31 protein-coding genes and 1 other RNA gene are annotated in these 25,635 nt (G+C 58.1%); 20 read left to right on the forward strand and 12 right to left on the reverse strand.

All coding sequences use genetic code 11. The features are described 5' to 3' along the window. Positions 1–41: 41 nt before the first annotated feature. Positions 42–914 carry a pseudouridine synthase gene (locus tag ACXAET_RS00180; protein WP_475179286.1) on the reverse strand — a complete coding sequence of 291 codons (873 nt, stop codon included), beginning with the start codon at positions 912–914 and terminating at the stop codon, positions 42–44. Here ACXAET_RS00180 and ACXAET_RS00185 point away from each other — a divergent pair. Continuing rightward, positions 913–1,374: a nucleoside deaminase gene (locus tag ACXAET_RS00185; protein ID WP_475179287.1), complete on the forward strand. Its 462-nt coding sequence runs from the start codon at positions 913–915 to the stop codon at positions 1,372–1,374. The two genes, ACXAET_RS00180 and ACXAET_RS00185, sit on opposite strands and share 2 nt — an antisense overlap. Here ACXAET_RS00185 and ACXAET_RS00190 read toward each other — a convergent pair. Further along, a complete protein-coding gene (locus tag ACXAET_RS00190; RefSeq protein ID WP_475179290.1) occupies positions 1,364–2,056 on the reverse strand; it encodes a metal-dependent hydrolase in 693 nt (230 codons plus the stop codon). The genes ACXAET_RS00185 and ACXAET_RS00190 overlap by 11 nt on opposite strands. Before the next feature lie 59 nt (positions 2,057–2,115). On the opposite strand from ACXAET_RS00190, the gene ACXAET_RS00195 reads away from it, so the two are divergent. Next, a complete protein-coding gene (locus ACXAET_RS00195) occupies positions 2,116–2,772 on the forward strand; it encodes a ceramidase domain-containing protein (RefSeq protein ID WP_475179293.1) in 657 nt (218 codons plus the stop codon). On the opposite strand, the gene ACXAET_RS00200 is transcribed toward ACXAET_RS00195, so the two are convergent. Together ACXAET_RS00200 and ACXAET_RS00205 are read right to left on the reverse strand one after the other, a co-directional pair. Further along, positions 2,763–3,326, reverse strand: a complete 564-nt coding sequence (locus ACXAET_RS00200) for a DUF4202 domain-containing protein (protein ID WP_475179297.1) — start codon at positions 3,324–3,326, stop codon at positions 2,763–2,765. The two genes, ACXAET_RS00195 and ACXAET_RS00200, sit on opposite strands and share 10 nt — an antisense overlap. A gap of 139 nt (positions 3,327–3,465) precedes the next feature. After that, positions 3,466–3,624: a hypothetical protein gene (locus ACXAET_RS00205; RefSeq protein WP_475179301.1), complete on the reverse strand. Its 159-nt coding sequence runs from the start codon at positions 3,622–3,624 to the stop codon at positions 3,466–3,468. A gap of 228 nt (positions 3,625–3,852) precedes the next feature. Here ACXAET_RS00205 and gatC point away from each other — a divergent pair, with 228 nt between their 5' ends. From gatC to rnpB, 5 genes are all read left to right on the forward strand, one after another. Next, positions 3,853–4,140, forward strand: coding sequence for an Asp-tRNA(Asn)/Glu-tRNA(Gln) amidotransferase subunit GatC (gene gatC / locus ACXAET_RS00210; RefSeq protein ID WP_068335936.1), 288 nt, complete (start codon positions 3,853–3,855; stop codon positions 4,138–4,140). A gap of 3 nt (positions 4,141–4,143) precedes the next feature. Then, positions 4,144–5,631: an Asp-tRNA(Asn)/Glu-tRNA(Gln) amidotransferase subunit GatA gene (gatA, locus tag ACXAET_RS00215; RefSeq protein ID WP_475179304.1), complete on the forward strand. Its 1,488-nt coding sequence runs from the start codon at positions 4,144–4,146 to the stop codon at positions 5,629–5,631. Between the two features lie 40 nt (positions 5,632–5,671). Further along, entirely contained in the window at positions 5,672–6,385 is a 714-nt protein-coding gene (locus tag ACXAET_RS00220; protein ID WP_475179307.1) for a hypothetical protein, read from the forward strand. Then, the gene (locus ACXAET_RS00225; protein WP_475179312.1) at positions 6,336–7,094 is read left to right on the forward strand and encodes an N-acetylmuramoyl-L-alanine amidase; all 759 of its coding nucleotides are present in this window, start codon (positions 6,336–6,338) and stop codon (positions 7,092–7,094) included. Before ACXAET_RS00220 ends, ACXAET_RS00225 begins: the two co-directional genes overlap by 50 nt. A gap of 12 nt (positions 7,095–7,106) precedes the next feature. After that, an RNA gene (rnpB, locus tag ACXAET_RS00230) (RNase P RNA component class A) lies at positions 7,107–7,502 on the forward strand. A 9-nt stretch (positions 7,503–7,511) separates the two neighbouring features. On the opposite strand, the gene ACXAET_RS00235 is transcribed toward rnpB, so the two are convergent. The 3 genes from ACXAET_RS00235 to ACXAET_RS00245 form a co-directional block, all read right to left on the reverse strand. After that, complete coding sequence (locus ACXAET_RS00235; protein ID WP_475179313.1) at positions 7,512–7,844, reverse strand: GYD domain-containing protein; 333 nt, start codon at positions 7,842–7,844, stop codon at positions 7,512–7,514. A 69-nt stretch (positions 7,845–7,913) separates the two neighbouring features. Continuing rightward, positions 7,914–8,750 (reverse strand): DUF2182 domain-containing protein, encoded by an 837-nt coding sequence (locus tag ACXAET_RS00240; protein WP_475179315.1) that lies wholly within the window; start codon positions 8,748–8,750, stop codon positions 7,914–7,916. A gap of 12 nt (positions 8,751–8,762) precedes the next feature. Then, complete coding sequence (locus ACXAET_RS00245; protein ID WP_475179318.1) at positions 8,763–9,398, reverse strand: DUF1326 domain-containing protein; 636 nt, start codon at positions 9,396–9,398, stop codon at positions 8,763–8,765. Positions 9,399–9,727: 329 nt separating this feature from the next. Between ACXAET_RS00245 and ACXAET_RS00250 the strand changes: the two genes are divergently transcribed. The 3 genes from ACXAET_RS00250 (at position 9,728) to ACXAET_RS00260 (ending at position 11,442) form a co-directional block, all read left to right on the forward strand. Beyond that, complete coding sequence (locus ACXAET_RS00250; RefSeq protein WP_475179321.1) at positions 9,728–10,432, forward strand: tellurite resistance TerB family protein; 705 nt, start codon at positions 9,728–9,730, stop codon at positions 10,430–10,432. Positions 10,433–10,558: 126 nt separating this feature from the next. Next, on the forward strand, positions 10,559–10,726 hold the full coding sequence (gene rpmG, locus ACXAET_RS00255) for a 50S ribosomal protein L33 (protein WP_007799108.1): 168 nt from the start codon (positions 10,559–10,561) through the stop codon (positions 10,724–10,726). 209 nt (positions 10,727–10,935) lie between these two features. Then, on the forward strand, positions 10,936–11,442 hold the full coding sequence (locus ACXAET_RS00260) for a hypothetical protein (protein ID WP_475179328.1): 507 nt from the start codon (positions 10,936–10,938) through the stop codon (positions 11,440–11,442). Between the two features lie 157 nt (positions 11,443–11,599). Here the strand turns inward: ACXAET_RS00260 and ACXAET_RS00265 are convergent, their stop codons facing one another. Next, complete coding sequence (locus ACXAET_RS00265; protein WP_475179333.1) at positions 11,600–12,379, reverse strand: Bax inhibitor-1/YccA family protein; 780 nt, start codon at positions 12,377–12,379, stop codon at positions 11,600–11,602. A gap of 185 nt (positions 12,380–12,564) precedes the next feature. Continuing rightward, entirely contained in the window at positions 12,565–12,774 is a 210-nt protein-coding gene (locus ACXAET_RS00270) for a DUF1127 domain-containing protein (protein WP_475179337.1), read from the reverse strand. A gap of 127 nt (positions 12,775–12,901) precedes the next feature. Here ACXAET_RS00270 and ACXAET_RS00275 point away from each other — a divergent pair, with 127 nt between their 5' ends. Continuing rightward, on the forward strand, positions 12,902–13,783 hold the full coding sequence (locus ACXAET_RS00275; RefSeq protein WP_475179339.1) for a LysR family transcriptional regulator: 882 nt from the start codon (positions 12,902–12,904) through the stop codon (positions 13,781–13,783). Here ACXAET_RS00275 and ACXAET_RS00280 read toward each other — a convergent pair. After that, entirely contained in the window at positions 13,780–14,736 is a 957-nt protein-coding gene (locus ACXAET_RS00280) for an NADPH:quinone oxidoreductase family protein (protein WP_475179342.1), read from the reverse strand. The two genes, ACXAET_RS00275 and ACXAET_RS00280, sit on opposite strands and share 4 nt — an antisense overlap. A gap of 339 nt (positions 14,737–15,075) precedes the next feature. On the opposite strand from ACXAET_RS00280, the gene ACXAET_RS00285 reads away from it, so the two are divergent. The 4 genes from ACXAET_RS00285 to ACXAET_RS00300 all read left to right on the forward strand — a co-directional run bounded on the left by ACXAET_RS00285 (position 15,076) and on the right by ACXAET_RS00300 (position 18,376). Further along, positions 15,076–15,447, forward strand: coding sequence for a helix-turn-helix domain-containing protein (locus ACXAET_RS00285; RefSeq protein ID WP_068335899.1), 372 nt, complete (start codon positions 15,076–15,078; stop codon positions 15,445–15,447). A gap of 45 nt (positions 15,448–15,492) precedes the next feature. After that, the gene (hisN, locus tag ACXAET_RS00290) at positions 15,493–16,284 is read left to right on the forward strand and encodes a histidinol-phosphatase (protein ID WP_475179348.1); all 792 of its coding nucleotides are present in this window, start codon (positions 15,493–15,495) and stop codon (positions 16,282–16,284) included. Between the two features lie 114 nt (positions 16,285–16,398). After that, a complete protein-coding gene (locus ACXAET_RS00295) occupies positions 16,399–17,733 on the forward strand; it encodes an 8-oxoguanine deaminase (RefSeq protein WP_475179351.1) in 1,335 nt (444 codons plus the stop codon). 154 nt (positions 17,734–17,887) lie between these two features. After that, positions 17,888–18,376: a DUF995 domain-containing protein gene (locus ACXAET_RS00300; protein WP_475179356.1), complete on the forward strand. Its 489-nt coding sequence runs from the start codon at positions 17,888–17,890 to the stop codon at positions 18,374–18,376. 26 nt (positions 18,377–18,402) lie between these two features. Here ACXAET_RS00300 and guaD read toward each other — a convergent pair whose 3' ends face one another. Next, a complete protein-coding gene (gene guaD, locus ACXAET_RS00305) occupies positions 18,403–19,692 on the reverse strand; it encodes a guanine deaminase (protein WP_475179362.1) in 1,290 nt (429 codons plus the stop codon). Between the two features lie 139 nt (positions 19,693–19,831). Between guaD and mgtE the strand changes: the two genes are divergently transcribed. Further along, positions 19,832–21,226 carry a magnesium transporter gene (mgtE, locus tag ACXAET_RS00310; RefSeq protein ID WP_068336379.1) on the forward strand — a complete coding sequence of 465 codons (1,395 nt, stop codon included), beginning with the start codon at positions 19,832–19,834 and terminating at the stop codon, positions 21,224–21,226. Then, entirely contained in the window at positions 21,223–21,786 is a 564-nt protein-coding gene (locus tag ACXAET_RS00315) for a 5-formyltetrahydrofolate cyclo-ligase (RefSeq protein ID WP_475179365.1), read from the forward strand. Before mgtE ends, ACXAET_RS00315 begins: the two co-directional genes overlap by 4 nt. 5 nt (positions 21,787–21,791) lie before the next feature. On the opposite strand, the gene ACXAET_RS00320 is transcribed toward ACXAET_RS00315, so the two are convergent. Then, a complete protein-coding gene (locus tag ACXAET_RS00320) occupies positions 21,792–22,025 on the reverse strand; it encodes a putative hemolysin (protein ID WP_475179367.1) in 234 nt (77 codons plus the stop codon). A gap of 88 nt (positions 22,026–22,113) precedes the next feature. Here ACXAET_RS00320 and ACXAET_RS00325 point away from each other — a divergent pair, with 88 nt between their 5' ends. The 3 genes from ACXAET_RS00325 (at position 22,114) to ACXAET_RS00335 (ending at position 25,630) form a co-directional block, all read left to right on the forward strand. After that, complete coding sequence (locus tag ACXAET_RS00325) at positions 22,114–22,929, forward strand: TIGR00282 family metallophosphoesterase (RefSeq protein WP_475179369.1); 816 nt, start codon at positions 22,114–22,116, stop codon at positions 22,927–22,929. A gap of 90 nt (positions 22,930–23,019) precedes the next feature. Further along, on the forward strand, positions 23,020–24,798 hold the full coding sequence (locus ACXAET_RS00330; protein WP_475179372.1) for an SLC13 family permease: 1,779 nt from the start codon (positions 23,020–23,022) through the stop codon (positions 24,796–24,798). Positions 24,799–24,895: 97 nt separating this feature from the next. Then, entirely contained in the window at positions 24,896–25,630 is a 735-nt protein-coding gene (locus tag ACXAET_RS00335) for a YbaY family lipoprotein (protein WP_475179373.1), read from the forward strand. Positions 25,631–25,635: the final 5 nt, after the last annotated feature.

Consider the following 25,635-nt stretch of genomic DNA (forward strand, 5'->3'; position numbering starts at 1 on the left):
TGCGCGGGCTTGGCGCTAGGGGGAAGGTTGCGAAACCGGCGTCACTTGCGTGATTTCTTACCCACCGGTGCCCGTTTTCTTTGCGGTCGGGGCGAGTGTTTGGGTTTGTCACCGGGTTCCGCGTCCAGCCCCAACTGATCCCGCATCACGCGGCGGCGAATTTCTTCGACCTCTCCGGGTTTCAGGGTGCCCAGTTGGAACGGGCCATAGGATACGCGCAGCAAGCGGTTCACGGCAAAGCCGATATCCTCGATCGCGCGGCGAATCTCGCGGTTTTTACCTTCGCGCAGACCGATGGTCAGCCAAGCGTTTGCCCCTTGCTGTCGGTCGAGTGAGACCTCCATGGGCAGAAACCGCTCGCCCTCGATCACCAACCCCTTACGCAAAGGCGCGAAATCCTCGTCCTTGGGGCGTCCGTTTACCCGCACGCGGTATTTGCGCAGCCAGCCTGTCGAGGGCAATTCCAGCTTCCGCTTGATGCCGCCGTCATTGGTCAGCAACAACAACCCTTCCGAATTCAGGTCCAACCGCCCAACGCTCATGACGCGGGGCATGTCCTCGGGCAGGTTGTCAAAGATGGTTGCGCGGCCTTTCTCGTCGCGCGTTGTCGTCACCAGACCGGGCGGCTTGTGATACAGCCACAGGCGCGAGGGTTCGGGCTCGGATACCGGTTTGCCGTCCACGGTGATCTTGTCTTTGCCGGTGACATTCAGGGCAGGGCTGGTGATAGTCTTGCCATTCACACTCACACGACCGGCTTCGATCATGCGTTCGGCTTCACGGCGCGAGGCAATGCCCGCGCGGGCAAGGACTTTGGCGATCCGGTCGCCGGGAGGAGGGGTTTTGTTCATCCGCAGCCCATAGCGCATCCCGCCCGCTTGCGAAAGGCAGGTTTCTGATGCAGTCAGGGGCATGGTGTTCAAATCGCATATGGACAAAGCGCTGGCCGAGGCCCGCGCTGCCGCAGATCGCGGCGAGGTTCCGGTAGGGGCCGTCATTGTCGCGCCGGATGGCCGCATTGTGGCGGCAGCCGGGAACCGGACGCGTGAGCTGAACGATCCCACAGCCCATGCCGAGATTCTGGCCCTGCGCGCGGCCTGCGCCGAGGCAGGGTCCGAGCGTCTGCCCGGTCATGATCTTTATGTGACGCTGGAACCCTGCGCGATGTGCGCGGCGGCTTTGGCCGCGGCGCGTATCCGGCGCATATATTACGGCGCAGCCGATCCGAAATCAGGCGGAGTGGCGCATGGCGCGCGGGTATTCACTCATAAACAAGCGCACCATGTTCCCGAAGTTTACGACGGCATTGCAGGACAAGAGTCCGCCGATTTGCTGAAAGACTTCTTCGCCGAACGGCGTGACCCTAGAGAGTGATGGGTTTCATCACTTCCGGCTCAATCACATCCACCCCCGGCAGACCATCAATCAACGCCTGTGCAGACTGCTCCAAAATCGGGAAGGTCTTGTAGTGGCAGGGGATCACCGTTTTGAAGTCAAAGTACCGTTTGGCTGCATAGGCCGTGCCCTTCATGTCCATGGTGAAGTGCCCGCCCGCTGACAAGATGCCGATGTCGGGTTTGTAATAATCACCCATCCAATCCATATCGGCCATGATATCGGTGTCACCAGACACATACAGCGTGTGCCCTTCCGAGGTGATCATGAAGCCGACCTCGCTGCCTCCGGTCCGCAGGCCGTCAGGCGTGGAAAAGGTCGAGCTGTGAGAGGCGGGGACCATCGACACCATCACACCGTTCAGGTTCACCGTACCGCCCTTGTTGAAACCGATGGTTTCCAGCGCCTCGGCCTCGCTCCAATAGCCCATAAGATCGTATTGGCCGACAACCGGCACCTTCAGGTGCTTGGCCAGCGGAAGAACGTCGGCCACATGATCGAAATGAGTGTGGGTCAGCAGGATGTGGGTTGCGCCATCCACGGCATTGTCGTGATGATCTTCTGACAGCACCGGATTTCCTGTCAGCCAGGGGTCGATCAGCAAAACCTGCCCCCCGGTTTCAATGCGGAAACTGCCATGCCCCAGCCAGATTACTTTCATGAATCGTCCTCCCAAAACAAACTGTTGGCATCAACTTAGCATCAGCTATGTAAAAGTTCATGGATTGGTTTCAGGAAATTGACGGGTATTGTGAGCGGCTATCGCCTGACTATTGGGCTGAACCGATCAACGCCGTGACAAACGCGGCTTTCCTGATCGCAGCTTTTGTCATGTGGCGGCGGGTGCAAGGGCAGGGAATGCCGCTGGCGATGGTGTTGGTCGTGATACTGGCTGCCATAGGAGTCGGTAGCTATTTGTTCCACACGCATGCGCAGGTCTGGGCCGCGATGGCGGATGTCGTGCCGATTCTGTTGTACATTCTGGTCTATATATTCGCGATAAACCGCGACGTTTGGGATATGAAACCGGTGACAGCCGGGATCGTGACCAGCCTGTTCTTTCCTTATGCAGCGGCCACTGTCCCGTTGTTTCAATACGTTCCGGGGCTTGGCGGATCAGCGGCCTATGCGCCGGTGCCCTTGCTGATCCTGATCTACGCCTTTCTGCTGCGGAACCGCGTGCCAGATACCGCCAGAGGTTTGGCCATCGGCGCTTCGATCCTGATCGCCTCGATCACCTTTCGCGCTTTGGATGAACCGATTTGCACACAGGTGCCACTGGGGACACATTTCATGTGGCACATCCTGAATGCCACCATGCTGGGTTGGATGATCGAGGTTTATCGCAGGCACATGGCCCACGCGCCTCAGTCCTGAAACGCCGCGGCAAGCTGGCTTGGAAGATCGAACTCAGCCAAAACCCGTGCCCGACCATCTGCCGACATCTTGCGTGCAGTTTTCTCAACGATTCGCTGGATTTTCTCGGCGGAGTGCTTTTTCGCGAAGGGTGCGAAATACCACTTGAGGAAAACGAAACAGATAACGTCTTCCAGCGCCTGAACATCATCATGGCGTTTGATGCCCTGCTTTCGCAGCATACGTGAGGCAGAGTCGGCCTCTTCCGCGCTGTAGCCGGCCTGAGTCATCATCTCTGCAACGACTTCGGCATGGTAGACACCCTGCGCCTTGCGCCAGGCAAGGTATCCCGCGCGACCGTCGGGGTATTCGCTGCGCGCCAGCTTCCAGCGTTCCACGTGCTGGCCGCGCGCGGCGATCTGCAAGATCTCTGAGGCGTCGGGGAAAAGCCTGTCCAGTTCCGCGCTCATTCGCTGACCATAAAGCAGTTCGACGGGTTGGCCGTCTTCAAGATTGGGATCTTGCTTATTGACCGCATCTATTGCGTCGAAAACCGCTTGCTTGCGTGCGCTCATGTTCCGCTCCGTTGGCTTGCCGGGCTTGAAGCAGTCCGGCTTAGTTTTTCACATCGTAGCGGCGTGTTCTGTCGGATGCAGCAGTCAATTGCATCCTGACCGGGCCAGTGGGGAAATCTGGCCCGGCCGTGTTGTCCCCTTATTTGCCAGTTTTGGCGGAGTCTTGAGTGACCGTTTGTGCCTCGGACGTCGGGAAAGAAAGGTTAGGGATCAAGTTATGCGTGCTGACGCCAAAGGCCATGGCCGGTGTGCCAAGGACGGTTGCGGTCAAAAGGGCTGCGGTCAGGAAGGATTTCATTGTCTTTCTCCGGGTTTTGGCTGTGCCATGGGTATGAAATGAACAGTACAGTTTAGTATTTCAAGTAGTAAACTGAACTGTTCGGTTTATTTTTGTGTTTAAAGCTTATTCAATTTTGAATGGGTGACCGCCGGTTCCCAGCCCAACGGGGCGACATCCACCCTTGCGCGCTCTTGCGACCGGGCCACCAGACAGGTAAACGCCCCCTAACGCATATGAGGTTTTCCGATGTCGATTGACCAAAGCACTGCCGCCAAGGTGGCCAAACTGGCCCGGATCAAGGTCGAGGATGATGCGCTGCCTGCGCTGGCGTCCGAGTTCAACACCATCCTTGGGTTCATCGAGCAACTGAACGAAGTGGATGTCGAAGGCGTGGAGCCGATGGTTTCGGTCGAGCCGATGCGTTTGAAACGTCGGCAGGATGTAGTGACCGATGGCAACCAGCAGGACAAGGTTCTGGCGAACGCCCCCGACGCCCGCGAAGGATTTTTCGCAGTCCCCAAAGTGGTGGAGTAAGAGATGAGCGATCTGAACAAACTGGGTCTGGCCGAGGCCCGCGACGCGCTGCGCAAGGGTGATGTGACCTCGGTCGAGTTGACAGAATCCTGCCTCACGGCGATTGACGCTGCCGATGCGCTGAATGCCTTCGTTCACAAGACGCCCGAGATCGCCTTGGAACGTGCCAAGGCTGCGGATGAGCGGATCAAGGGCGGCGACGCGCCGTCGATGTGTGGTCTGCCAATTGGCATCAAGGATCTGTTCTGCACCAAGGGCGTGCCGTCGCAAGCGGCCTCGAAAATTCTGGAAGGCTTCAAACCCGAATACGAATCCACCGTGTCGCAGCAACTGGCCGATGCCGGTGCCGTCATGCTGGGCAAGCTGAACATGGATGAATTTGCCATGGGCTCGTCCAACGAGACATCAGTTTACGGCAACGCGGTGAGCCCGTGGCGTCGAGGCAACGACGATGCTCAACTGACACCGGGTGGCTCGTCGGGTGGGTCTGCGTCAGCGGTGTCTGCCGATCTGTGTCTGGCTGCAACTGGCACCGACACCGGCGGCTCAATCCGTCAGCCTGCTGCCTTCACCGGCATCACAGGCATCAAGCCGACATACGGGCGTTGCTCGCGCTGGGGCATCGTGGCCTTTGCTTCCTCATTGGATCAGGCCGGACCGATGACCAAGAACGTGCGCGACGCGGCCATTATGCTTGAGGCGATGTGCGGTCACGATCCCAAAGATTCCACCAGCGCAGAACTGGCTGTCCCGAATTTCGAGGCGATGCTGACTGGTGATATCAACGGCAAGAAAATCGGTATCCCCAAGGAATACCACATGGACGGCATGCCCGCCGAGATCGAAAAGCTTTGGGCCGATGGCGCGGAGATGCTGAAAGATGCGGGTGCCGAGATCGTAGATATCTCTTTGCCGCATACCAAATACGCGCTTCCTGCCTATTACGTGATTGCTCCGGCTGAGGCGTCCTCGAACCTCGCCCGCTATGACGGTGTCCGCTATGGCCGCCGGGCGCAGTTGGCGCAGGGGGACGGCATCACCGAGATGTATGAAAAGACCCGCGCCGAGGGCTTTGGCCACGAAGTGCAGCGCCGCGTGATGATCGGAACCTACGTTCTGTCGGCAGGCTTCTACGATGCCTATTACAACCGGGCACGCAAGGTGCGGACACTGATCAAAAAGGACTTTGAGGATGTCTTCGCAGCTGGCGTTGATGCGATCCTGACCCCGGCGACGCCATCGGCCTCGTTTGGCTTGGGAGAAATGACCGAGGCAGACCCGGTTCAGATGTACCTCAACGACGTGTTCACCGTAACGGTGAACCTTGCCGGTTTGCCGGGTGTTTCGGTTCCTGCGGGTGTCGACAAGCAGGGTTTGCCCCTTGGCCTGCAGCTGATCGGGCGTCCGTGGGAAGAGGGCGATTTGCTGAACACGGCCTATGCGCTCGAAAACGCCGCCGGATTTGTGGCCAAGCCGGTCAAATGGTGGTAATCCTTAAATCAGGCAAGACAACATTAGACGGAGCAGCTGGATGCGCTTTTCGCTTCTGATCCCCGCAATCGGATTGTTGGCCGCCTGTGACACGGTGGCCCCCGTGAGTGGCACGGACTTCAACACGCCCGCCTACCAGGCCCAGCGTGAGGCGCAATTGGCGGGGCAGGGGTTCACTGGAAACCCTCTGCTTGGTCCGGTTGAAGTGTCTGAACAACCGCTCGGCGCACCCGGTGCAGATGGAACGCTGCCAAGCGGTGACAATGCGGATATCGCGTCGGCAACAGCGGCGGCATTGGCCAGCACGTCCGGGCAAGCCACGATCACCTCCGTTGCGTCGCCTGTCGAAGATCCCATCAACACGGGAATATCCGACGAACAGGATTTCGAAGCCGTTTCGGGCCGTCGCACGATTGAGTCGGACGCGGCCCGGATCGAGCAGAATCGCCAGACCTATGAGGTCGTCACACCCACTGCTGTTCCGCAGCGCGGAGCGGAGGGTCAGCCCAATATCGTGCAATACGCGCTGGACACGTCGAACCCGGTGGGAACCCAGTTGTACAGCCGCGCCGGATTCAACCTGCAAGCCAAGGCGCAGCGCAACTGCGCACGGTACCCGTCACCCGATCAGGCTCAGATTGAGTTCCTGGCAAACGGTGGTCCACAGCGCGATCGCAAGGGTCTTGATCCGGATGGGGATGGATATGCGTGTAGCTGGGATCCAAGCCCGTTCCGCAGTGCCGTCAGTAACTGAACCGCTGAAACCGATCTGGCATCCTTCGCCCAATTTCGGCCCGCGCCGGAACGGTTTGGTGCCGTCAATAGTCGTGATCCACTATACCGCGATGGACAGCGCTCAGGCCGCGCTGGATCGACTTTGTGATCCAACCCACGAGGTCTCGGCCCACTACCTGATCGGTTCGGATGGGACGCTGTGGCAGATGGTCCGTGAGGAAGAACGTGCCTGGCACGCGGGGGCGGGAAGTTGGCGGGGGCGAACCGATATAAATTCGCGTTCGATTGGGATCGAACTAGACAACACTGGGCTGGTTCCGTTTTCGGAGCCGCAAATGGTTACTTTGGAAAACCTTCTGGCGGATATTCAAGACCGTTTAGGGATTAGACCGTGGAATGTTATCGGGCATTCGGACATGGCTCCGCAGAGAAAACTTGATCCTGGGCCAAAATTTGATTGGGATCGCCTGCTGCGGCAGAAGTTGGCTCTTGGCCCGAGGGAGCTTCGTAATATCTACCTAGACGAAATGCCGCCCGATGAGCGCTATTTCGTTTACGCCGCGCACCGTGCTGGATATCCCGACGCCCCTTTTGAAGCGGTGCTGAAGGCGTTCCGTAGCCGTTTCGCACCGGCTCGCAAAGGGTCGTTGTCAAGCAAAGATATGGGCGACATGGACCGATTGGTTGCTTGCATCGAAAACCTTGACGGCGTTCGGGCACGCCTTTAGAGCGCGTAGAGCGCGGAGGGCCGGATGGCCGCTGGGGTGTAAGCCCGAGAGGAAAGTCCGGACTCCACAAGACAACGGTGCCGGGTAACGCCCGGGCGGGGCAACCCGACGGAAAGCGCCACAGAAATCAAACCGCCTTGGGTTACGGCCGGGGGTAAGGGTGAAACGGTGGGGTAAGAGCCCACCGCGCCGCTGGCAACAGCGGCGGCACGGCAAGCCCCACCGGGAGCAATGCCAAATAGGGTCCCCGCGCGGGCCGGTCGGCGCAAGCCGATACCGCCGCTAAGCGTCTTGGCCGAGAGGGACCGGGTTGGCAGCTTGAGCCGCGCAGCAATGCACGGCCTAGAGGAATGGTCATCGAAGGGGGCAACCCCGGAACAAGATCCGGCTTACAGGCCCTCCGCGCGTATTTCCTGACTAGCGACCCGGTGGCGTGTAAGCGCCGGTCAGTTTGGCTGCCTTTTTCGCGATGGCTGCAAAATCTTTCGCTTTCCAAGCCTGAACAGTCTCGAGCCTCGACACTGCGCCCGAGGCTGCAACAGCCATGCCCACGGCGACTGCATCTGTGCCATCGGGGGCTTCGCTTATGACGACAACATCATTGTCGCCGGTGGTCATATAAAACGCCAGCATCTTGCCCCCCATCTTTTTCAGCAACGCGCGAACGGGCGCAGTGCGGTCTTTGGGTTTTTTCAGCATGCCCTTGACCCCCTCTGGCGAATAGGACGCGTAGGTAATGAAGATAGGCATGTCGACCTCCTGTTTCAGTTTGAAGCGGGACCCTTTCTTGGGCCGGGTCCCTTGGCCTGTTCGCGTCTGTCAACCAACAGCGGTTGCCGGCCCTGCAATCAACCAGAGGCCCGCTAGGATCAGCACCGCCCCGGTCAGCGGGACCAGCCATCGCGCGCGCGGCAGCAGCTTTTCAAGCGCGACATAGAGAGCGATCCCGACAATCCAGTAGAGGTTCATCACGCCGCCTACGAACAAAAGAAGCATCAGCGCCCAGCAACACCCCAGGCAATACGCGCCATGCAAGGCACCTGTGCGAAATGCGCCATAGGGTCCGGGGCGGTTGTGCTCGGCCAGGAACCGTGCAGGGCTGCGGCAATGGCGCAGGCAGGCCGATTTCAGACTGGACAGCTGATACAGCCCAGCAGCGATCAGAACACATCCCGCAAAGACCTCTGTCCGGATGGTCATCATCGGCCCATCTGACAATCCGATCAGTTCAAGCCCCCACTGACCTGCTGTTGCGATGGCACTGAACAGACCCCAGGCCACCAGATAGCCTGCCAGAAAATACAGGCTGAGCCGTGTGGCGCGCGCCGCATCTGGTCCGACGCGTTTAAGAGCTGTGAACAACAGCACGGTTGGTGCCGCGCTGGGTGTCATCATTGCAATCATCATGACCCACCACATCAGGAAGATCAGGATGGTGTAGGTCAGTGTCCAATGAACCTCGGACGACATCCGCATCGGGTTGCCGACGGGTCCGGCCATCCTGGTCATGTCGATGGCGGTCATGTTCATGCCGATGCCCGCAATCGTGTACCAGCAAGCCCCCAGAATGATCACCGCAACGCAAATCAGTACAATGCCGCTGTCGCGTCGCAGCATTCGATCCACTACACCGGTGCGGGGTGGGGTCGTTTCCATGTCAGCCCCGGATTAAGCGCCAAGAACGCCGTGACCTGAGATGTTGAGATGCGCCAAATGGGCGTGCGTCGCATCAAAGGTCAGGCTGATCGCTCCGCCTGTCGATTTAGCACTGCCCGAGGCGGCTTCGGCGTGGCGGTATTCGAACCCGTTGGGCAGGTGGATTGAGGCGCGGTGTGGCATGCCAGAGACGATATTCGGGATTGGACTGACCTCGACATCGAAAACGCCCGAGACCTTGGCGTATCCCGTGCGCTCGTCGCGATCCCATTTCAGATCGATTGGCACATACAGCGTTTCATGCTTGGTCGGCGCCATGGCGCTGAAGACGTACCACATGGTTGCCATCTCGTCGGTGTCTTCACCTTTCATGATGGCCTCGATCGCCGCGCGTTGGTCGGTGCTGGCGCCTTCGTCCACGATCAACTGCATCTGACCGTTGCCTTCATGGATTGGACCCGGCCAGTGGTAAACTCCGGCAGCCCTCACCCCGGCAAGATCGGTGTCGCCATAGTGACCGGTCTGGATATCGAACACGACAACCGCTTCGCAATTGCCGTGGGACGGAGGAACACTGAATTGACACGGGCAACCGAAGTTGCAGTTGCAATTGGCAAGTTCTTCGCCCTGAATTTCCCATTCGGTCATGATAGCCCCCAAAACATGCATTAACACTCTGCTGACACAGGTGTTTGCCTGTCTGTGGTGCCCCTAGACCGAACTTCTAAAAAGGTTTTTCTGGCCAAAAACTTGTACAAACCTAGCACGAAGCCGCATTCCGTTCAAATTTCGGGTCCAGTATGTGCGGGAAAGTGCTTGTTTGCGGGCCAGTTTTCGAAATCCCCGCCGCGCAGCCATGTTTCGGATAGTCTGATTGGGATGCCTTGAACCCGCTATCGTGGGCGAAGGTTTAAAATCTAGGTTCAGTTTCATCCGCTGGGATGAAGTAAGATACTTTAAAAGTCGGGAGGATTGTCATGAGTTTTATGAAAGCACTTGCCTCGGTTGCCGTTGGATTTGCCGCCGCCAAGGGGTTGGAGAAATACAAGCAAATGGGCGGTATGGCTGGTTTGCAAGACATGATGCAGGGGTCAGGCGGGGGCTTTGGCATGGATCAGCTTGGCAAAATGGCCGAGCAATTCGGAATGCCCGGTGGGGCCGCTGGTCTGCAGGACATGATGGGAAAACTGGGCATGACCAACACTGCGGGCGCGGCCGGGTTGGGTGGGCTTATGAACGCCATGCAAAGTGCCGCCAAGACCGGAAGCCAGCAAACAGTCGACATGATGGAAACCGTGTTCAAGGGCACACCGGGCGGTGCCGTCATGGAAGAACAGGCCAAGCTGATGCTGCGCGCGATGATCCAGGCGGCAAAAGCAGATGGTGAATTGGACGAACACGAAAAAGAGACAATCCTGGCAGAGCTGGGTGACGACATCAGCGCCGAAGAGCGCGCCTTTGTTCAAGAGCAACTGAACGCCCCGATTGATGTGATGGGTCTTGCCGCTGATTCCGGAGCACCCATGAAGACACAGATCTATGCCACCTCGTTGGCGGCGATTCGTCTGGATAATGAGGCCGAGGCATCCTACCTGAAGCAACTGGCCGGGGCTTTGGGCCTGTCAGAGGCTGAACGCGATCAGATTCATGCCTACATGGGGGCGCCAACCATGCCTGCGTAACATCGGTCCGCCTTACTTGCGCAGTGGGTGCAATACCTCTTGACACGAGCGGTGCAGCGCGTAAAAGCGCACGCTCATAGGAATTCAACCGAAAGGCCCCTGCCTTTTCGGACGCAGGAGATAACCATGGCGAAGCCGACGACAATCAAGATCCGTCTGAACTCGACCGCGGGCACGGGCCACTTCTACGTGACCAAGAAAAACGCGCGCACCATGACCGAGAAAATGACCGTTCGTAAATACGACCCGGTTGTTCGGAAGCATGTCGAGTACAAGGAAGGCAAGATTAAGTAATCTGCCGCCCATCTTGGACAGTTTCAAAGGGTTCCGCCTCGGCTGGGCCCTTTTTTTATTGCTTGTGGCGCGACACAGCACAGGGTGTTTGACCAGTTACCCCGTTGCATTGAAGCATCAGCAGCTAAGCCAATAGAATCCACCACGGGTTGCTTTTTTGAAGGGCTTGCCCCTACGCTTCAACAACTCGTTCCAAAATGTTGGCCGTCATGAAAAAAATCTTGTTATCCACAGTGACCATTCTGGCCCTTGCGGCTTGTGAAGATCCGTACAACCGCGAAGGTATCGGTTTCACCGGGATTGATGGTGAGCCGCGCACTTTGGCAGATGTGCCCGGGGCGGTTGCCTTCCTTCCCCCTGCAACCAACGTGCCCGCAGAACTGGCGGCTTTGCCCACGATTGCGGTGACGACGGATCAGGTTGAGGCTGAGAAGGTTGCCAGGGTTGCAATCGACAATGGTGGCCGCAGTGACACCGACGCGGTTGTTTTGACCGGCCAAGACACCAACCTTTTCCTGAGCACGGTCAGCGTGAACGGCGCCCTCTATGGGGTTCTGCGCACCGAGAGCAACAGCACGCGCGTCGATAACAGGATCGGTTCGGGCTTTGGACGAAATGCCGAGCAGTTCACCGGTTGCTTGCCAGTGGGGGAAGTCTTCCGCAAAGGCTCTTCCAGCAGCAGCTCGGGTTTTGCCGTATTGTTGGACTGTAGCTAAGACTATTTTCTTCTTGTGACATTGGCCTTGTCCAGGCGGACGGGGCCTTTTTCGTTCGAGCAGTGGATGCTTTGTCGCGTCCAAATCAACATGCTTATTTCACAAAAAAAGGCGGGTCGTTGTCGACCCGCCCGCTATCCATTATGCGCAGTAAGCGCTATTCTTGCTGCCCCATGAACATCAGCAGGAACTGGAACATGTTCAGGAACGAGATGTACAGGCTCAGCGCGCCGTCAATGGCAGCTTTGTCCAGCCATTCCTGATCACCATGGGTTGCGTGTGCAACGTAGGTGTTCTTGATGTCCTGTGTGTAGAACGCGGTCAGGCCGGCGAAGATCAGAACGCCGATGGCCGAGATCGCGAACATCATGGCAGGCGACTGCAGGAAGATGTTGATCACCATCGCCACCAGCAGACCAATCACGCCCATGATCAGGAACGTACCCATGCCGCTCAGGTCGCGCTTGGTGGTGTAGCCATAAAGGCTAAGACCAGCAAAGGCGATTGCGGTCACGATAAACGTTTGCGCGATCGAGTAGGGCGTGTAGATCATGAAGATCGAGCTCATCGACACGCCCATCACGGCGGCGAATACGAAAAAGCCCAATTGCACCGCCGCAGCCGATCCACGCCGCATCAGCGCACCCCAGCCAAACAGCAGGAAGGCCAGCGGTGAGAAGATCACGACCCATTTCAGCGGCGACAGGAACAAAGCGCCACCCAAGCTGGTCAGGTAACGATCCGCGCCGATTTGCGCCACGGCATTGGTTGGGTCAGACGTTACAGCAAGACCGGAAATTGCCCATGCTGCAAGCGCTGTGATCAGCATGCCCACGGACATCGTGCCGTAGACTTTATTCATGTGGGCGCGTAGGCCCTCGTCAATCTGGGCAGCGCGCGCACCGGCCGCCGTCCGGATTGTGTCAAATTGTGCCATATACGGGTCTCCCTTCACATATTTCTTTTCGTGGTCTGAAAATCAAACCCCGTTCCCCGCAAATATCGGCAACTGCGGGCAATGTTTCAAGGGTTTAGCGACGGAATCCGCCCAAAATCAGGCAACAAAAAATGGCGACCTTTAGATGCGGGCCGCCATTCATTGCAAAAATATGAATTTCAGAGTCATTTTTGCCAGTATTCCGGTGCATCCCATACTGGGCGAGCGGCCTCGGCCCTCGCTTGTTCGCGCGTGATTCCAATGTCTTCCAATGCTCTGTCGTCCAGCTTGGCGAGGGTGCGGCGTTGGCGGCGCAATGCAAGCGCATCCCACAACAGTGACGGTCCAAAACCACGGTGCGGTGCGCAGGGTCTGTGAATTGCAACTTGGGTCATAGTCTGTGTCCTTTCATCCGTATTCGATGAGTTTTGTATCTCTTATCAAATTCCTTGATTTATATGGAGCGACATGACACATTTTAAAAATGAATGTTTATGAAGTGATCCATAAGGATTCGTGAAGATGCGAAATTTGGATATTACAACCTTGCGGTCTTTTGTGGCGGTGGCGGATCAGGGCGGCGTGACGCGCGCAGCTGGATTCCTGCACCTGACCCAATCCGCCGTTTCGATGCAGTTGAAACGGTTGGAGGAGCTTTTGGGGCTTGAGTTGCTGGACCGCAGCGGTCGGACCATTGCGCTGACCGCGTCCGGAGAACAACTCTTGGCCTACGCCCGTCGCATGATCGCCTTGAATGATGAGGTGATCGCGAAACTGACCGACCAGGCATATGAGGGCGAAGTTGTTCTGGGTGTGCCGCACGACATCGTTTATCCCGCGATCCCTCGTGTTTTGCAGCGTTTCAACGTGGATTTCCCTCGGGTGCGGGTGCAGTTGGTGTCTTCCTACTCGCTGCAATTAAAAGAAATGTACAAACGCGGCGAATGCGATCTGATCCTAACGACCGAGGCCAACAGCAATGAGGCGGCGGAAACCATTGCCCAGCTACCGTTGCGCTGGATAGGGGCGCCGGGCGGGTCGGCGTGGCGCAAACGGCCAATCCCAATTGCTATGGGCCGCCGCTGCATGTTTCGTCCGCAAGTTATCGCAGCGCTGGATGAGGCTGGCATCCCGTGGGAGTTGGCAGTGGAAACCGAGAATGACCGAACCATCGAGGCCACCGTGGCCGCTGACCTTGCGATTCACGCCGTGTTGGACGGAACCGAAGCTGCGCATCTGGTCCAGATTGACGATGGCGGCGTGTTGCCAACGCTGCCCGCGCATGTGATCAACCTGTACGGAGGGGATACAGGCCGCGGTCCTTTGATCGAGGCGCTGGCGACTTTAGTCCGCCAGAACTTCCGCATGCTGGGCAGTTCACCGTTGAAGGCAGTCGTGGGTTAGGGCGTAATCAAGACCTTGCCGGTTGCCTTGCGATCCCGCAGCAACTGCAGGCCCTTTTCGGTCTCCGACAGCGGTAGTACATGGCTAATATGGGGCTTGATCCGCCCCTCGGCGCACCAGCGAAACAGCGTTTCAAAACTGTCCCGCACGATCTGGGGTCGGAAGGTCAAATAACCGCCGATGTAAAACCCAATGACGGTCAGGTTTTTGACCAACAGATGATTGGCGGGGATTTGCGGCACGTCTCCGCCCGCAAAGCCGATTGGCAGCAAGCGACCTTCGGGGTTGGTGGCGCGGAACGCTGCCTTGAAAACGTCGCCGCCGATGGCATCATAGACCACGTCTGCTCCGCCCAACTCCTTGACGCGCGTGCGCAGGTCCTCAGATGCGTCAATCAAGTGATCGGCACCAGCGGCTTTGGCGGCGGCCAGTTTTTCCGCGCCTCGGGCCTGCGCGATTACGGTCGCACCCATCAGTTTGCCGATCTCGACAGCCGTTAGCCCGACACCACCCGCCGCACCTGTGACCAACAAGGTTTCCCCGGCTTGCAGACGGGCGCGGTGATCCAACGCAAGGTGGCTGGTGCCATAAGCGATCTGGATGGCAGCAGCTTGTTCAAAGCTGACGTTATCAGGTAGTGCAATCGCGCGTTCGGCGTCAAAGACGCCGAATTCCGCCAGTCCGCCCTGACCGGAGTATACCGCAATTCGATCCCCAACTTTCAGATGGTCCACGCCGGGTCCGGTTGCATCGACCACGCCAGCCACCTCCATCCCCTGCGTAAACGGAGCGGTGGGAGTATCCTGATACGTCCCTTTCTGCATCAACAGATCGGCGAAATTCAAACCACAGGCTTTGATTGCAACCCGTACCTGCCGCTCTTGCGGGTTGGGCAGGTCAATTTCGCAAAGCTTGGGGGCCTCGCCTTGGGTGGAAATCCGGTAAGCCAGCATACGTGTACTCCTGTCGCTTTCCGCAATCGTTCTTGCGGGTTGTGGATTGTCAATCACTTCCTCTTGCCGCTGGAAAGACCGGGTCGGACAGCGTGCTTAGTTGCCGCAACGGAAACGACGTGCAACCTCTCAATCTGATACAACCGCAGTCCTTTGTTCGTCAAAACAGATTCAACCTTCTTGAAAAAATGCCTAAAAAGCGCAATATTGTCTGAGGTTCTAATTTGGGGGGCATCGTCCTGATTAGGGAATGGTAGAGTGCGGCTTGCTAGTGTTGCGGTAGTAGATGCGTGTCGCATGCCCGAATTGGTTGTGTGTTTAGTTTAGAGGAGAATACCAATGACCCATCACGTCGATGTCCATGTGGGCAAGCGCGTCCGGCATCGCCGCTGGCTGATTGGCATGACACAACAGCAGTTGGCGCAACAGGTTGGTATTAAATTTCAACAAATTCAAAAATATGAAACCGGGGCCAACCGGATCAGCGCGTCGCGCCTGTGGGACATTGCCGAGGCTTTGGATGTGCCCGTCAGCTTTTTCTTCGAGGGCCTTGAAGAGCCTGAGAAAGACGCGTCCGGAAAGAAATCGGTTCCGGCGGATCTGATGGGCGACAAAGAGGCATTGGATTTGGTGCGATCTTACTATGCGATTCCCGAAAACCAGCGTCGCCGCCTGTTCGAACTGGCACGGGTTCTCAGCGACGTTGCGTAACCGAATAGGGTTGACTCTGTTGCGTGCGGGCCGCACGGGTAGCGCATGCATGAGACCACTCTGACCGATCTGGAAGTTGCGGAAGAAATGGCCGACGCTGCGCGGGCGGCCATTCTGCCGTTTTTCAGGCAATCGAATATTGAAACAGTCAACAAGCTGTCCAAAGGTTTTGACCCGGTTACGGTCGCTGATCGCAATGCCGAGAAAGCGATGCGCGATGTCTTAGCCTTGCACCGCCCGGATGACGGTATCTTCGGGGAAGAGTTCGGTCGGGTTGAAGGCAGCTCTGGCCGGACTTGGGTACTGGACCCGATCGACGGCACGCGCGGGTTTATCAGCGGCACGCCCACGTGGGGCGTTCTAATCGCGCTCAGCACCCAAGATGGTCCGGTGATGGGTGTCATTGATCAGCCCTACATCGGTGAGCGTTTTGTTGGATCTGCCGATATCGCCGTAGCAACCGGCCCGGCAGGGTCGATGTCATTGAAAACCCGTCCGACGCTAAACCTGGACGAGGCCATTCTTTTCACCACCTTCCCCGAAGTTGGCACGGCTGACGAGCGCTCAGGCTTCGAAGCCGTTGCACAAAGGGTGCGGCTGACGAGATATGGAATGGATTGTTACGCCTATGCTCTGTTGGCAGCAGGGCAGGTGGATCTTGTGATCGAAGCTGGCCTGAACGCCTATGACATTCATGCACCGATTGCCGTGATACGGGCTGCTGGCGGGATCGTCACTGATTGGCAGGGCGGTCCGGCCCATGAAGGAGGGCGCGTGCTTGCTGCAGCGAACGCAAGCCTGCACGCGGCTGCGCTGGCACTATTGCGTGACGCCTGAATCCGGTTGCCCGGTTTGGGCTGGTCGAATATGATCTAATGGGCTGGTTCTTACGTCCGTTTTCCGCCAGCCCTTGCCATCTTGCACGAAACGGGCTGTTGCAAGGGGCCGGAGATGACCGAAATCCTGATCAAAAATGCAGACACCATCCTGACGATGGACGACACGCGCCGCGAGTTGTCCAACGCAGACATCCTGATCCGCGACGGGCGGATCGACAAGGTGGGCCAAGGTCTGCAAACGACGGGCGAGGTGCATGACGCCGCGGGCTGCGTGGTGACGCCGGGTCTGGTGAACACCCATCACCACCTGTACCAAACCCTGACGCGTGCTGTTCCTGGTGGGCAGGATGCGTTGTTGTTTGGCTGGCTGAAAACGCTTTATCCCATCTGGTCGCGTTTCGGGCCTGAAGAAATGTTTGTTTCGGCCCAGATTGGTCTCGCCGAGCTGGCATTGTCCGGCTGCACGCTCAGTTCCGATCATCTTTACCTGTATCCCAATGGCGCTCGGTTAGATGATACGATAGCCGCCGCAGCGGAGATCGGCCTGCGGTTTCATCCGACGCGCGGCGCGATGAGCATAGGTGAGAGCGATGGCGGCTTGCCCCCGGATGCGTTGGTTGAGGCTGAAGAAGCAATCCTGAATGACATGATCCGCGTGGTTGATACGTTTCATGACCCGTCTGACGGCGCAATGTGCCGGGTTGGGCTGGCACCGTGTTCTCCGTTTTCCGTTAGTCGCGAGTTGATGCGCGATGCGGCCGTTCTGGCGCGGGACAAGGGTGTCATGCTGCACACCCATCTTGCCGAGAATGACGAGGATATCGCCTATTCGCAGGCGCAGTTCGGATGTCGGCCGGGACAATATGCCGAAGAGTTGGGATGGACCGGTTCAGACGTATGGCACGCCCATTGCGTCAAGCTGGACGGGGCTGAAATCGACTTGTTCGCCAGAACGCAGACCGGCGTCGCCCATTGCCCGTGTTCGAATTGCCGTCTGGGGTCGGGTATCGCACCGGTACGAACCATGCGCGACCGGGGTGTGCCGGTTGGGCTGGGCGCGGATGGTTCGGCAAGCAATGACAACGGCAGTCTCATCCTCGAAGCACGGCAGGCGATGCTGCTTCAGCGTGTTGTGAATGGTGCCGACGCGATGTCGTCCCGGGAAGCACTGGAAATTGCGACGCGCGGCGGGGCTGACGTTCTAAACCGCCCTGATTGCGGGCGACTGGAGCCGGGGAAACGCGCCGACATAGCCATCTGGGACACACGTTGCGTTGAAAGCGCGGGCAGTTGGGACCCGGCAGCGCTGTTGCTTGCCGGGCCGATGAAAGTGAAGCACTTGTTTGTCGAAGGTCGCCAGATCGTGCGTGACGGGCAGATAGTAACGATAGACCTGCAAAAAACGGTTGAACGCCAAAATTCTCTGGCCCGCGCTCTCCAACACTAGGGACGATTTGTCGTTCCGTCCAAGTGGCTGGCCCATGTCCTGCCTGCAAAGCAAGATGCCTTGTGACCTGCGAGTTCTGGCCATAATAGCAGTGGTTTTTGGGAAACGGCGCGCTTCATGGTATCTTTCTGCTCTGTATTGATGGTGTGGTTAGATGTTTTTACGAGTTCTTTTAGTGAATGCCGCTGTTGTGACTGTTTTGGCCCACGGAATAGCGTGGGCCGATCCGAAACCAAGGGGCGCGAAAGCGGCAGACCCCAATAGGGTTGTCGAACTGTATCGGGGCAAAACACAAATCTGGAACGTCTGCGGGGGCGGTGTGTATTACGGTGCCGACGGGCAAGCGAGCGCATGGTGCAGAAAGCACAAACACATCGTGGCCCTTGGGACATGGCGAGTTGACCGCAACGCGCGCGTTTGCCGTGAAATCATATGGCACTGGCCTGAAGGTGAGACCATACGTTCAAAGTCAGACGGTGTTGTTTGCATCGAACATGTGGTCGCCCCGGACGGGTCTATCTGGCGCAGTTGGCCAGATGAATCCGAGTGGTGGTCGATGTCTGGCGACAGAGGTCTTCTGAAGGGCGACAGGTTCAAATCACAGAAGAAACGAAGAGCCCGAAAAATGGGGCTAGGACTTTAGCCCAGCGGCCTGGACGACGCCACGCTTTACAGCGTGACGCGTTCTCCGCCGATCCAAACGGCAGCGATAGCGCGGTCATCACCCATCATGATGGTAGGAAAGACCGCCTCCCACAGGTCCTCCGCACAGGCTTCGCGCTGGGCGATGGCGGGGGTTGAGGCAAGGTCAAGGGCGATCAGATCGGCCTCCATCCCCGGTGCGACGTTACCAACGCAATCATCCAAGCGCAGGGACCGTGCTGATCCGACAGTTCCCAGCCACAACAATTGCGCAGCGTGCAGCGGTGCCCCGCGCAATTGTCCGATCTCATAGGCCGCCGCCATTGTGCGCAGCATCGAAAAGCTCGACCCGCCGCCGGTATCCGTTGCCAGCCCAACCCGGTGCCCGTCGCGCATCAGCCCGTCCATGTCGAACAGGCCCGAGCCGATGAACGTGTTCGAGGTCGGGCAGTGGATCAGCGCGGCGTCAACCTCGCGCAGGCGATGACGCTCACGCGCCTCAAGGTGGATGACGTGGCCGTAAACGCCATTTGGACCCAGAAGGCCAAATTTCTCGTAAGTGTCGAGGTAATCCCGTGCCTCTGGAAACAGCTCGCGAACCCACGAGATTTCATCGGTTTGCTCGCTCAGATGGGTCTGCATCAGGCAATGAGGATGCTCGGCCCAAAGCGCGCCCATCGCCTCAAGCTGTTCTGGCGTCGAAGTGGGCGAAAAACGTGGCGTTATGGCGTAAGACAGGCGGTCGATGCCGTGCCATTTCTCAAGCAAGGCTGCGGATTGGTCATAAGCCGTTTGCGCGGTGTCCCGCAGACCATCGGGCGCGTTGCGGTCCATGCAGGTTTTGCCCGCGACGACACGCTGATTGCGATTTTGAGCAGCCGTAAAAAAAGCGTCGACGCTTTCTGGGTGAATGGTGCAGAAGCTACACATTGTCGTGGTGCCGTGGGCCGCCGTCAGGTCCAGATAGCGGGTGGCGATTTCAGAGGCATAGTCAGGATCGCCAAATTTCATCTCTTCGGGGAAGGTATAGGTGTTCAGCCAGTCGATCAGGCGCTTACCCCAGCTCGCGATCATGGCGGTTTGCGGGTAATGTACATGGGCATCCACGAAACCGGCCATGATCACGTGCGAGCCCTGGTCCACAACGGTTGCGTCTGGATGGGCAGCGCGTAGACTGGCGATATCAGCAACTGCGGATATGCTGCCGTCCTCGATCAGGACCGCCTCGTGGATCTTTACGGCTTCGGTTGGTTCACCTTCGAAAGGGGACCCCGTAAAGCTTAGAACGCGCCCTTTCAGCAGCGTTTTTTGCGCCATTTTTCGTCATCTCCGCCTGTATGGGACTGCGAAACAGCATAGGCTCGCGAAACCTGCCGGTAAATCGGTGCATTGTCATTGTTTTCCGGTAGCTGCTTCCTCTAATTAGGGGGCAATGACCGAAGAAACGGGGGCGGACATGACGACAGGCTATGAAAAACCCGCAACCGAGTCCGCCAGTGACGAGGCCGCCTACGCATTGGATCGGCGGACCGTGGCGGCCATTTTATACGCGGTCGATGTAGACGACCGCGACAAGCTGGTCGAACTGATGGAGCCGCTGCACCCGGCTGACATCGCCGACCTGCTGGAGCAGATCAACGCCTACGACCGCGCCCGCCTGATTCGTCTGTACGATAAGGAATTCGACGGTGACATCCTGTCAGAGCTGGATGAAGCCATTCGCGAAGAAGTCATCGGTGTTTTGCGTCCGGACGTTCTGGCCGACGCCGTGCGCGAGATGGAAAGCGACGACGTTGTCGACCTGCTGGAGGATCTCGAGGAACCGCAACAAGAAGCGATCCTTCGCGCACTGGAAGACTCCGAGAGGGTCGCGGCCGAGCAGGCGCTTTCATATCCTGAAAACTCAGCCGGTCGACTTATGCAGCGCGAGGTGGTCATGGCCCCCGAGCATTGGTCGGTCGGACAGGCCATCGATTTCATGCGCGCAAATGATGATCTGCCCGAGCAGTTTTATCACGTCGTCCTTGTGGACCCGCGGTTGAAACCCGTCGCGCAGGTCACGCTGGGTAAGCTCATGGCCACACGGCGCGAGGTTGCATTGCGGGACATCGCCGAAGATGAGTTTCACACAATACCCGTCGACCAGGACGAGGAAGACGTGGCCTATGCCTTCAATCAGTATCACCTGATTTCGGCCCCTGTGGTGGACGCGGATGGCCGATTGGTCGGCGTGATCACCATCGACGATGCTATGGTCGTTCTGGATGAAGAGCACGAAGAGGACATCCTGCGCCTTGCAGGTGTAAGCGACGATAGCTCAATCTCGGACAGCGTTGCGGCAACGAGTCGTCGGCGTCTGCCGTGGCTGGCGGTGAACTTGTGCACGGCGATTTGCGCCTCGCTGGTGATTTCGCAGTTCGAGGCGTCGATTGATCAGCTGGTGGCGCTGGCCGTTTTGATGCCGATCGTGGCGTCGATGGGTGGCAATGCGGGAACACAGTCGCTGACCGTTGCGGTGCGCGCATTGGCAACGCGTGACCTGACGGGCGCAAACGTATTGCGCGTGATCCGCAGGGAGTTGCTGGTTGGGATGCTGAACGGGATTTGTTTTGCAATCGTGATGGGCGTGGTTGGCATGCTTTGGTTCCACTCTCCGCTGCTGGGTGTCGTGATAGGGGCCGCCTTGGTCGTAAATATGATCATCGCGGGTTTCGTTGGTACGGTAATACCTGTGGTGCTGGACCGTCTGGGTGCTGACCCTGCGCTTGCGTCCGGTACCTTTGTGACGACCACAACGGATGTCATGGGGTTCTTCCTGTTCCTTGGGCTTGCCAGCGTGGTACTCTTGTGACCGATATGACTGTAATCAAGGCTGCCGCGCGCAAGGCGGCCTTTGCGCGCCGCAAAGCCGCGTTTGACGCGCGCCCACCCGGCGCGGCAGGACGTTTGTCCGAGGTGCTGGCAGGGCACCGGGGCGTGCCGCTGTCCGGCTACATGCCGATCCGCACCGAGATTGATCCGGTGGCCGCGATGGCCGAAGCTTCGGCTTATGGGCCCGTTGGTGTGCCGGTGATTCAGGCAGCGGGTCAGCCCTTAAGGTTTTCCCGCTGGACGCCCGACGGCATCCTCAAAGACGGTCCGTTCGGGGCCAAGATTCCCGAGGTTGATGACTATTTCGATCCCGAAATCCTGATCGTCCCTTTGGTCGCGTTTGATACGCAGGGCGGGCGGCTGGGCTATGGCGGCGGCTTCTATGACCGAACGCTGGAAGGTTTACGCGCCAAGCGGCCCACGCTGGCAATCGGGTTTGCCTTTGACGCGCAAGAGTCGGAAGGACTACCCCTTGAGCCTACGGATCAACCGCTGGACATGGTCGTTACTGAAAGTAGGGTTCTGACCTTTCCTGCCTGATCTCTTCAGCTCGGGTTGTTTTCTCGGAAATACTCCCACGCATCAACTTCGCGCCCATCGGACAGGATGCATACGCCTGACTGCCCGTTCTCGCCGTCGCGGATTTCGTATTGTGCGCCGCTTTCGATGCAGAATGTAGCGGCCGGGTTTGCCAATTGGGTGGTCGTATCAGGGGACGGGGTGTCATCGCAGGCTGCAAGAGCGGTCAGGCCAATGAGGGCCACCAGGGCGCGGTTCATCAATATTCTCCTACTAATTTGCTTTGGTGGTTTGTGCCGGTATCTTAAGCGCTTGTGCTTGGTCGAAGCCAGACGTAGGACGGGTGGAATGAGGATACTTTTTCTGGGTGACGTCATGGGCCGTGCGGGACGCGCGGCCATTCAACAGCATCTGCCGCGTCTGCGCGACGAATGGCGGCTGGATTTCGTTGTCGTCAATGGCGAGAATGCATCAAACGGCATGGGTCTGACCGGCGATCACGCCAAGCTGTTACTTGACGCAGGCGCAGATTGCCTGACGCTGGGTGATCACGCATTCGACCAGAAAGACATGCTGCAATTCATCGAGAATGAGCCCCGGATTGTGCGCCCGGTGAATTTTGCCAAGAGCGCACCGGGGCGGGGGCATCGCCTGTATACCGCGCCGGGCGGGCGCAAGGTTCTGGTGGTGCAGGTGCTTGGGCAGGTCTTTATGAAGCGGCCCTTCGATGACCCGTTCTCGGCGATCGAACCGATCCTGAAATCCCATCCACGCGGCGGTCAGGCGCAGGCGATCATCGTTGACATGCATTGCGAAGCGACGTCCGAGAAGATGGCCATGGGTCACTATTGCGATAAACGCGCCAGCCTTGTCGTGGGCACCCATACTCACATACCGACGGCGGATGCGCAGATATTGAACGGTGGTACTGCCTATCTGACAGATGCCGGGATGTGTGGCGATTATGATTCGATCATCGGGATGGACAAGGTCGAGCCGATGCGCCGCTTTATTACGGGCATGCCCAAAGCGCGGTTCTCTCCTGCTGATGGCGAGGCGACGCTGAGCGGCGTGTTCGTCGAGACCGATGATCGTGATGGGCAGGCAAAATCCGTACAGATGGTGCGTGTGGGCGGACGTTTGCAAGAGACAAGACCGCAATAGGGTCACGTCAGGCTTGCTCTGTCGCGCGCAATGCGTGAAACTGCCCGATGGGCGCGTAAGCCTGACCAGGGTTCGGACAGAATACCAAGAATGGAATTCCTTCAACTGACAGAGACGGGCAGCGCAGTTCTGGCGCTTTTGGTGGTCGCGGGCATGTTTGCGCTGTTCCTGCGCGAGGTTTACCCGACCGAGGTTGTCGCCATCGGTGGTGTTGCCTTCATGCTCGTGACAGGGATTCTACCGTATCAGAGTGCTCTGGCGGTACTGTCTAACCCAGCCCCGTGGACCATTGCCGCGATGTTCATCATCATGGGTGCGCTTGTCCGCACCGGTGCGCTGGATGCGTTTACATCTGTCGCGCAGAAACAGGCGCAGGTGAATCCGCGGATTGCCATCGGATTGTTGATGGCGTTCGTCGTGCTGGCCTCTGCCGTGGTGTCGAATACTCCGGTCGTGGTTGTGATGATCCCGGTATTTGTGCAGATCGCGCGTACGCTGAACGTGGCGGCCTCGAAACTGCTGATCCCGCTGAGTTATGCAGCGATTCTGGGGGGTACTCTGACCCTGATCGGAACCTCGACCAATCTTTTGGTGGATGGCGTGGCCCGGTCGCAAGGGATGCAGCCCTTCACGATATTCGAGGTCACTCCGCTGGGCATCGCGCTGGTGATCTACGGTATGATTTATTTGCGGTTCATCGCGCCGCGCCTGCTGCCGGAACGTGATAGCATGGCCTCGCTTCTGTCGGATCGGTCCAGAATGAAATTCTTTACCGAAGCCGTCATTCCCCCCGAAAGCAACCTGATAGGGCGCGAGGTGACAGGCGTTCAACTGTTCAAACGCCCGGGTGTCCGGCTGATCGACGTGATCCGCGGGGACGAGTCGCTGCGCCGCAATCTGAAGGGCGTGGAGTTGAAGTTGGGCGATAGGGTGGTTCTGCGTACCGAAATGACCGAACTTCTAGGCCTTCAGCGCAATAAGGAACTAAAACGTGTCGATCAGGTTTCCGCAGTTGAGACCAAGACCGTTGAGGTTCTGATTACGCCTGGCTGTCGCATGGTCGGACGGACGTTGGGTGCGATGCGCCTGCGGCGACGCTATGGTGTCTATGTGCTGGCTGTACACCGTCGAAACCAGAATATTGGGCGACAGCTCGATCAACTGGTTGTGCGGGTTGGTGATACCTTGCTGCTGGAAGGCGCTCCGGGGGATATTCAGAAACTGGCCGCCGATATGGAAATGGTGGATGTGACCCAACCTTCAGCGCGTGCGTTCCGACGCTCACATGCGCCGATTGCGATTGGTTCACTTATCGGCATCGTGGCGCTTGCCGCATTGGGCGTAGCTCCGATCTTGTTGCTGTCGGTTCTGGCTGTGGCAGTTGTCCTGCTGACTCGCTGCATCGACGCGGATGAGGCGTTTTCCTTTATCGAAGGTCGCTTGCTGGCGTTGATTTTTTCAATGCTGGCGATTGGCGCGGCGCTGGATAAATCCGGCGCGGTGTCGCTGATCGTCGAAACGATTGCGCCAAGCCTTAGTCAGCTGCCGCCTTTCCTGATTGTCTGGGCCGTTTACCTGCTAACCTCGGTGCTGACAGAGCTTGTTTCAAACAACGCCGTGGCCGTGGTTGTAACGCCAATTGCCATAGGCTTGGCGCAAGCGGTGGGGATCGACCCGCGCCCGTTGGTGGTTGCTGTGATGGTGGCGGCTTCGGCCTCGTTTGCGACGCCGATTGGGTATCAGACGAACATGATGGTTTATGGCCCGGGTGGCTATCGGTTTTTAGATTTCATGAAAGTCGGAATTCCACTGAACCTGACAGTCGGACTTTTGGCATCGCTATTGATTCCGCTACTCTGGCCGCTGTGACGTCAGCGCGGAACCGCTGGTTTTTCGGCACAGTCCTTGTAAAATCACATGCAAATACAATGTTTCATCAAGTGATTATGAAGGAAGGAGCATCCCCATGCTCGGAACCGGTAAGGCAGCATTGGCAGTCGCCCCATTTTTGGTTGCGCTAAGCGCTGCCGCAACTGCGGGCACAATCGAAGGGACAGCGACTTATCGTGAACGGATCGCAGTGCCACCCGATGCCACGCTTTATGTCGAACTTCAGGATGTGTCGCGGGCGGATGCGCCCGCAGTGCCGCTTGCCACCAAACGCTATGCGATGAGTGGCGTGCCTGCGCAGTTCGAGTTGGCGTTCGACGATAACCTGATCGAGGACGGTCGCCGTTATGTGGTGCGCGCCTCAATCAATCAGGGCGGCAAGCCGCTGTTTACCACGGATACGGCATATCCGGTGCTGACGGATGGTGCGGGAAACTCTACCGATCTGGTTTTGGTGCAAGTGCAAGGGGCAGCCATGCTTGAGAACACGCAATGGACCGCCGTCGCCCTGAGTGGCACGAAGATCGAGACAGAGCGCCGCCCCGAGATTGCCTTTGCCGAGGGCGGGGCTTTTTCCGGCAGCGGCGGGTGCAACCGGTTCAACGGACAGGCTGAAATCTCGGGCTCGAATATCGCGTTCCCGGACAATATGGCGGCGACGCTTATGGCCTGTCCTCCGGCCCTTGAAGAGGTTGAACGCCAGTTCTTTGCGTTGCTGCAAGAGGTTACCACCTACGCAATGAAAGGGGATGCGATGGCTTTTCTGGACGCTGCGGGCGAACCGATTGTCACCTTCACCCGCACCCAATAACGCTT

The organism is Ruegeria sp. AWH4_226 (assembly GCF_056159225.1).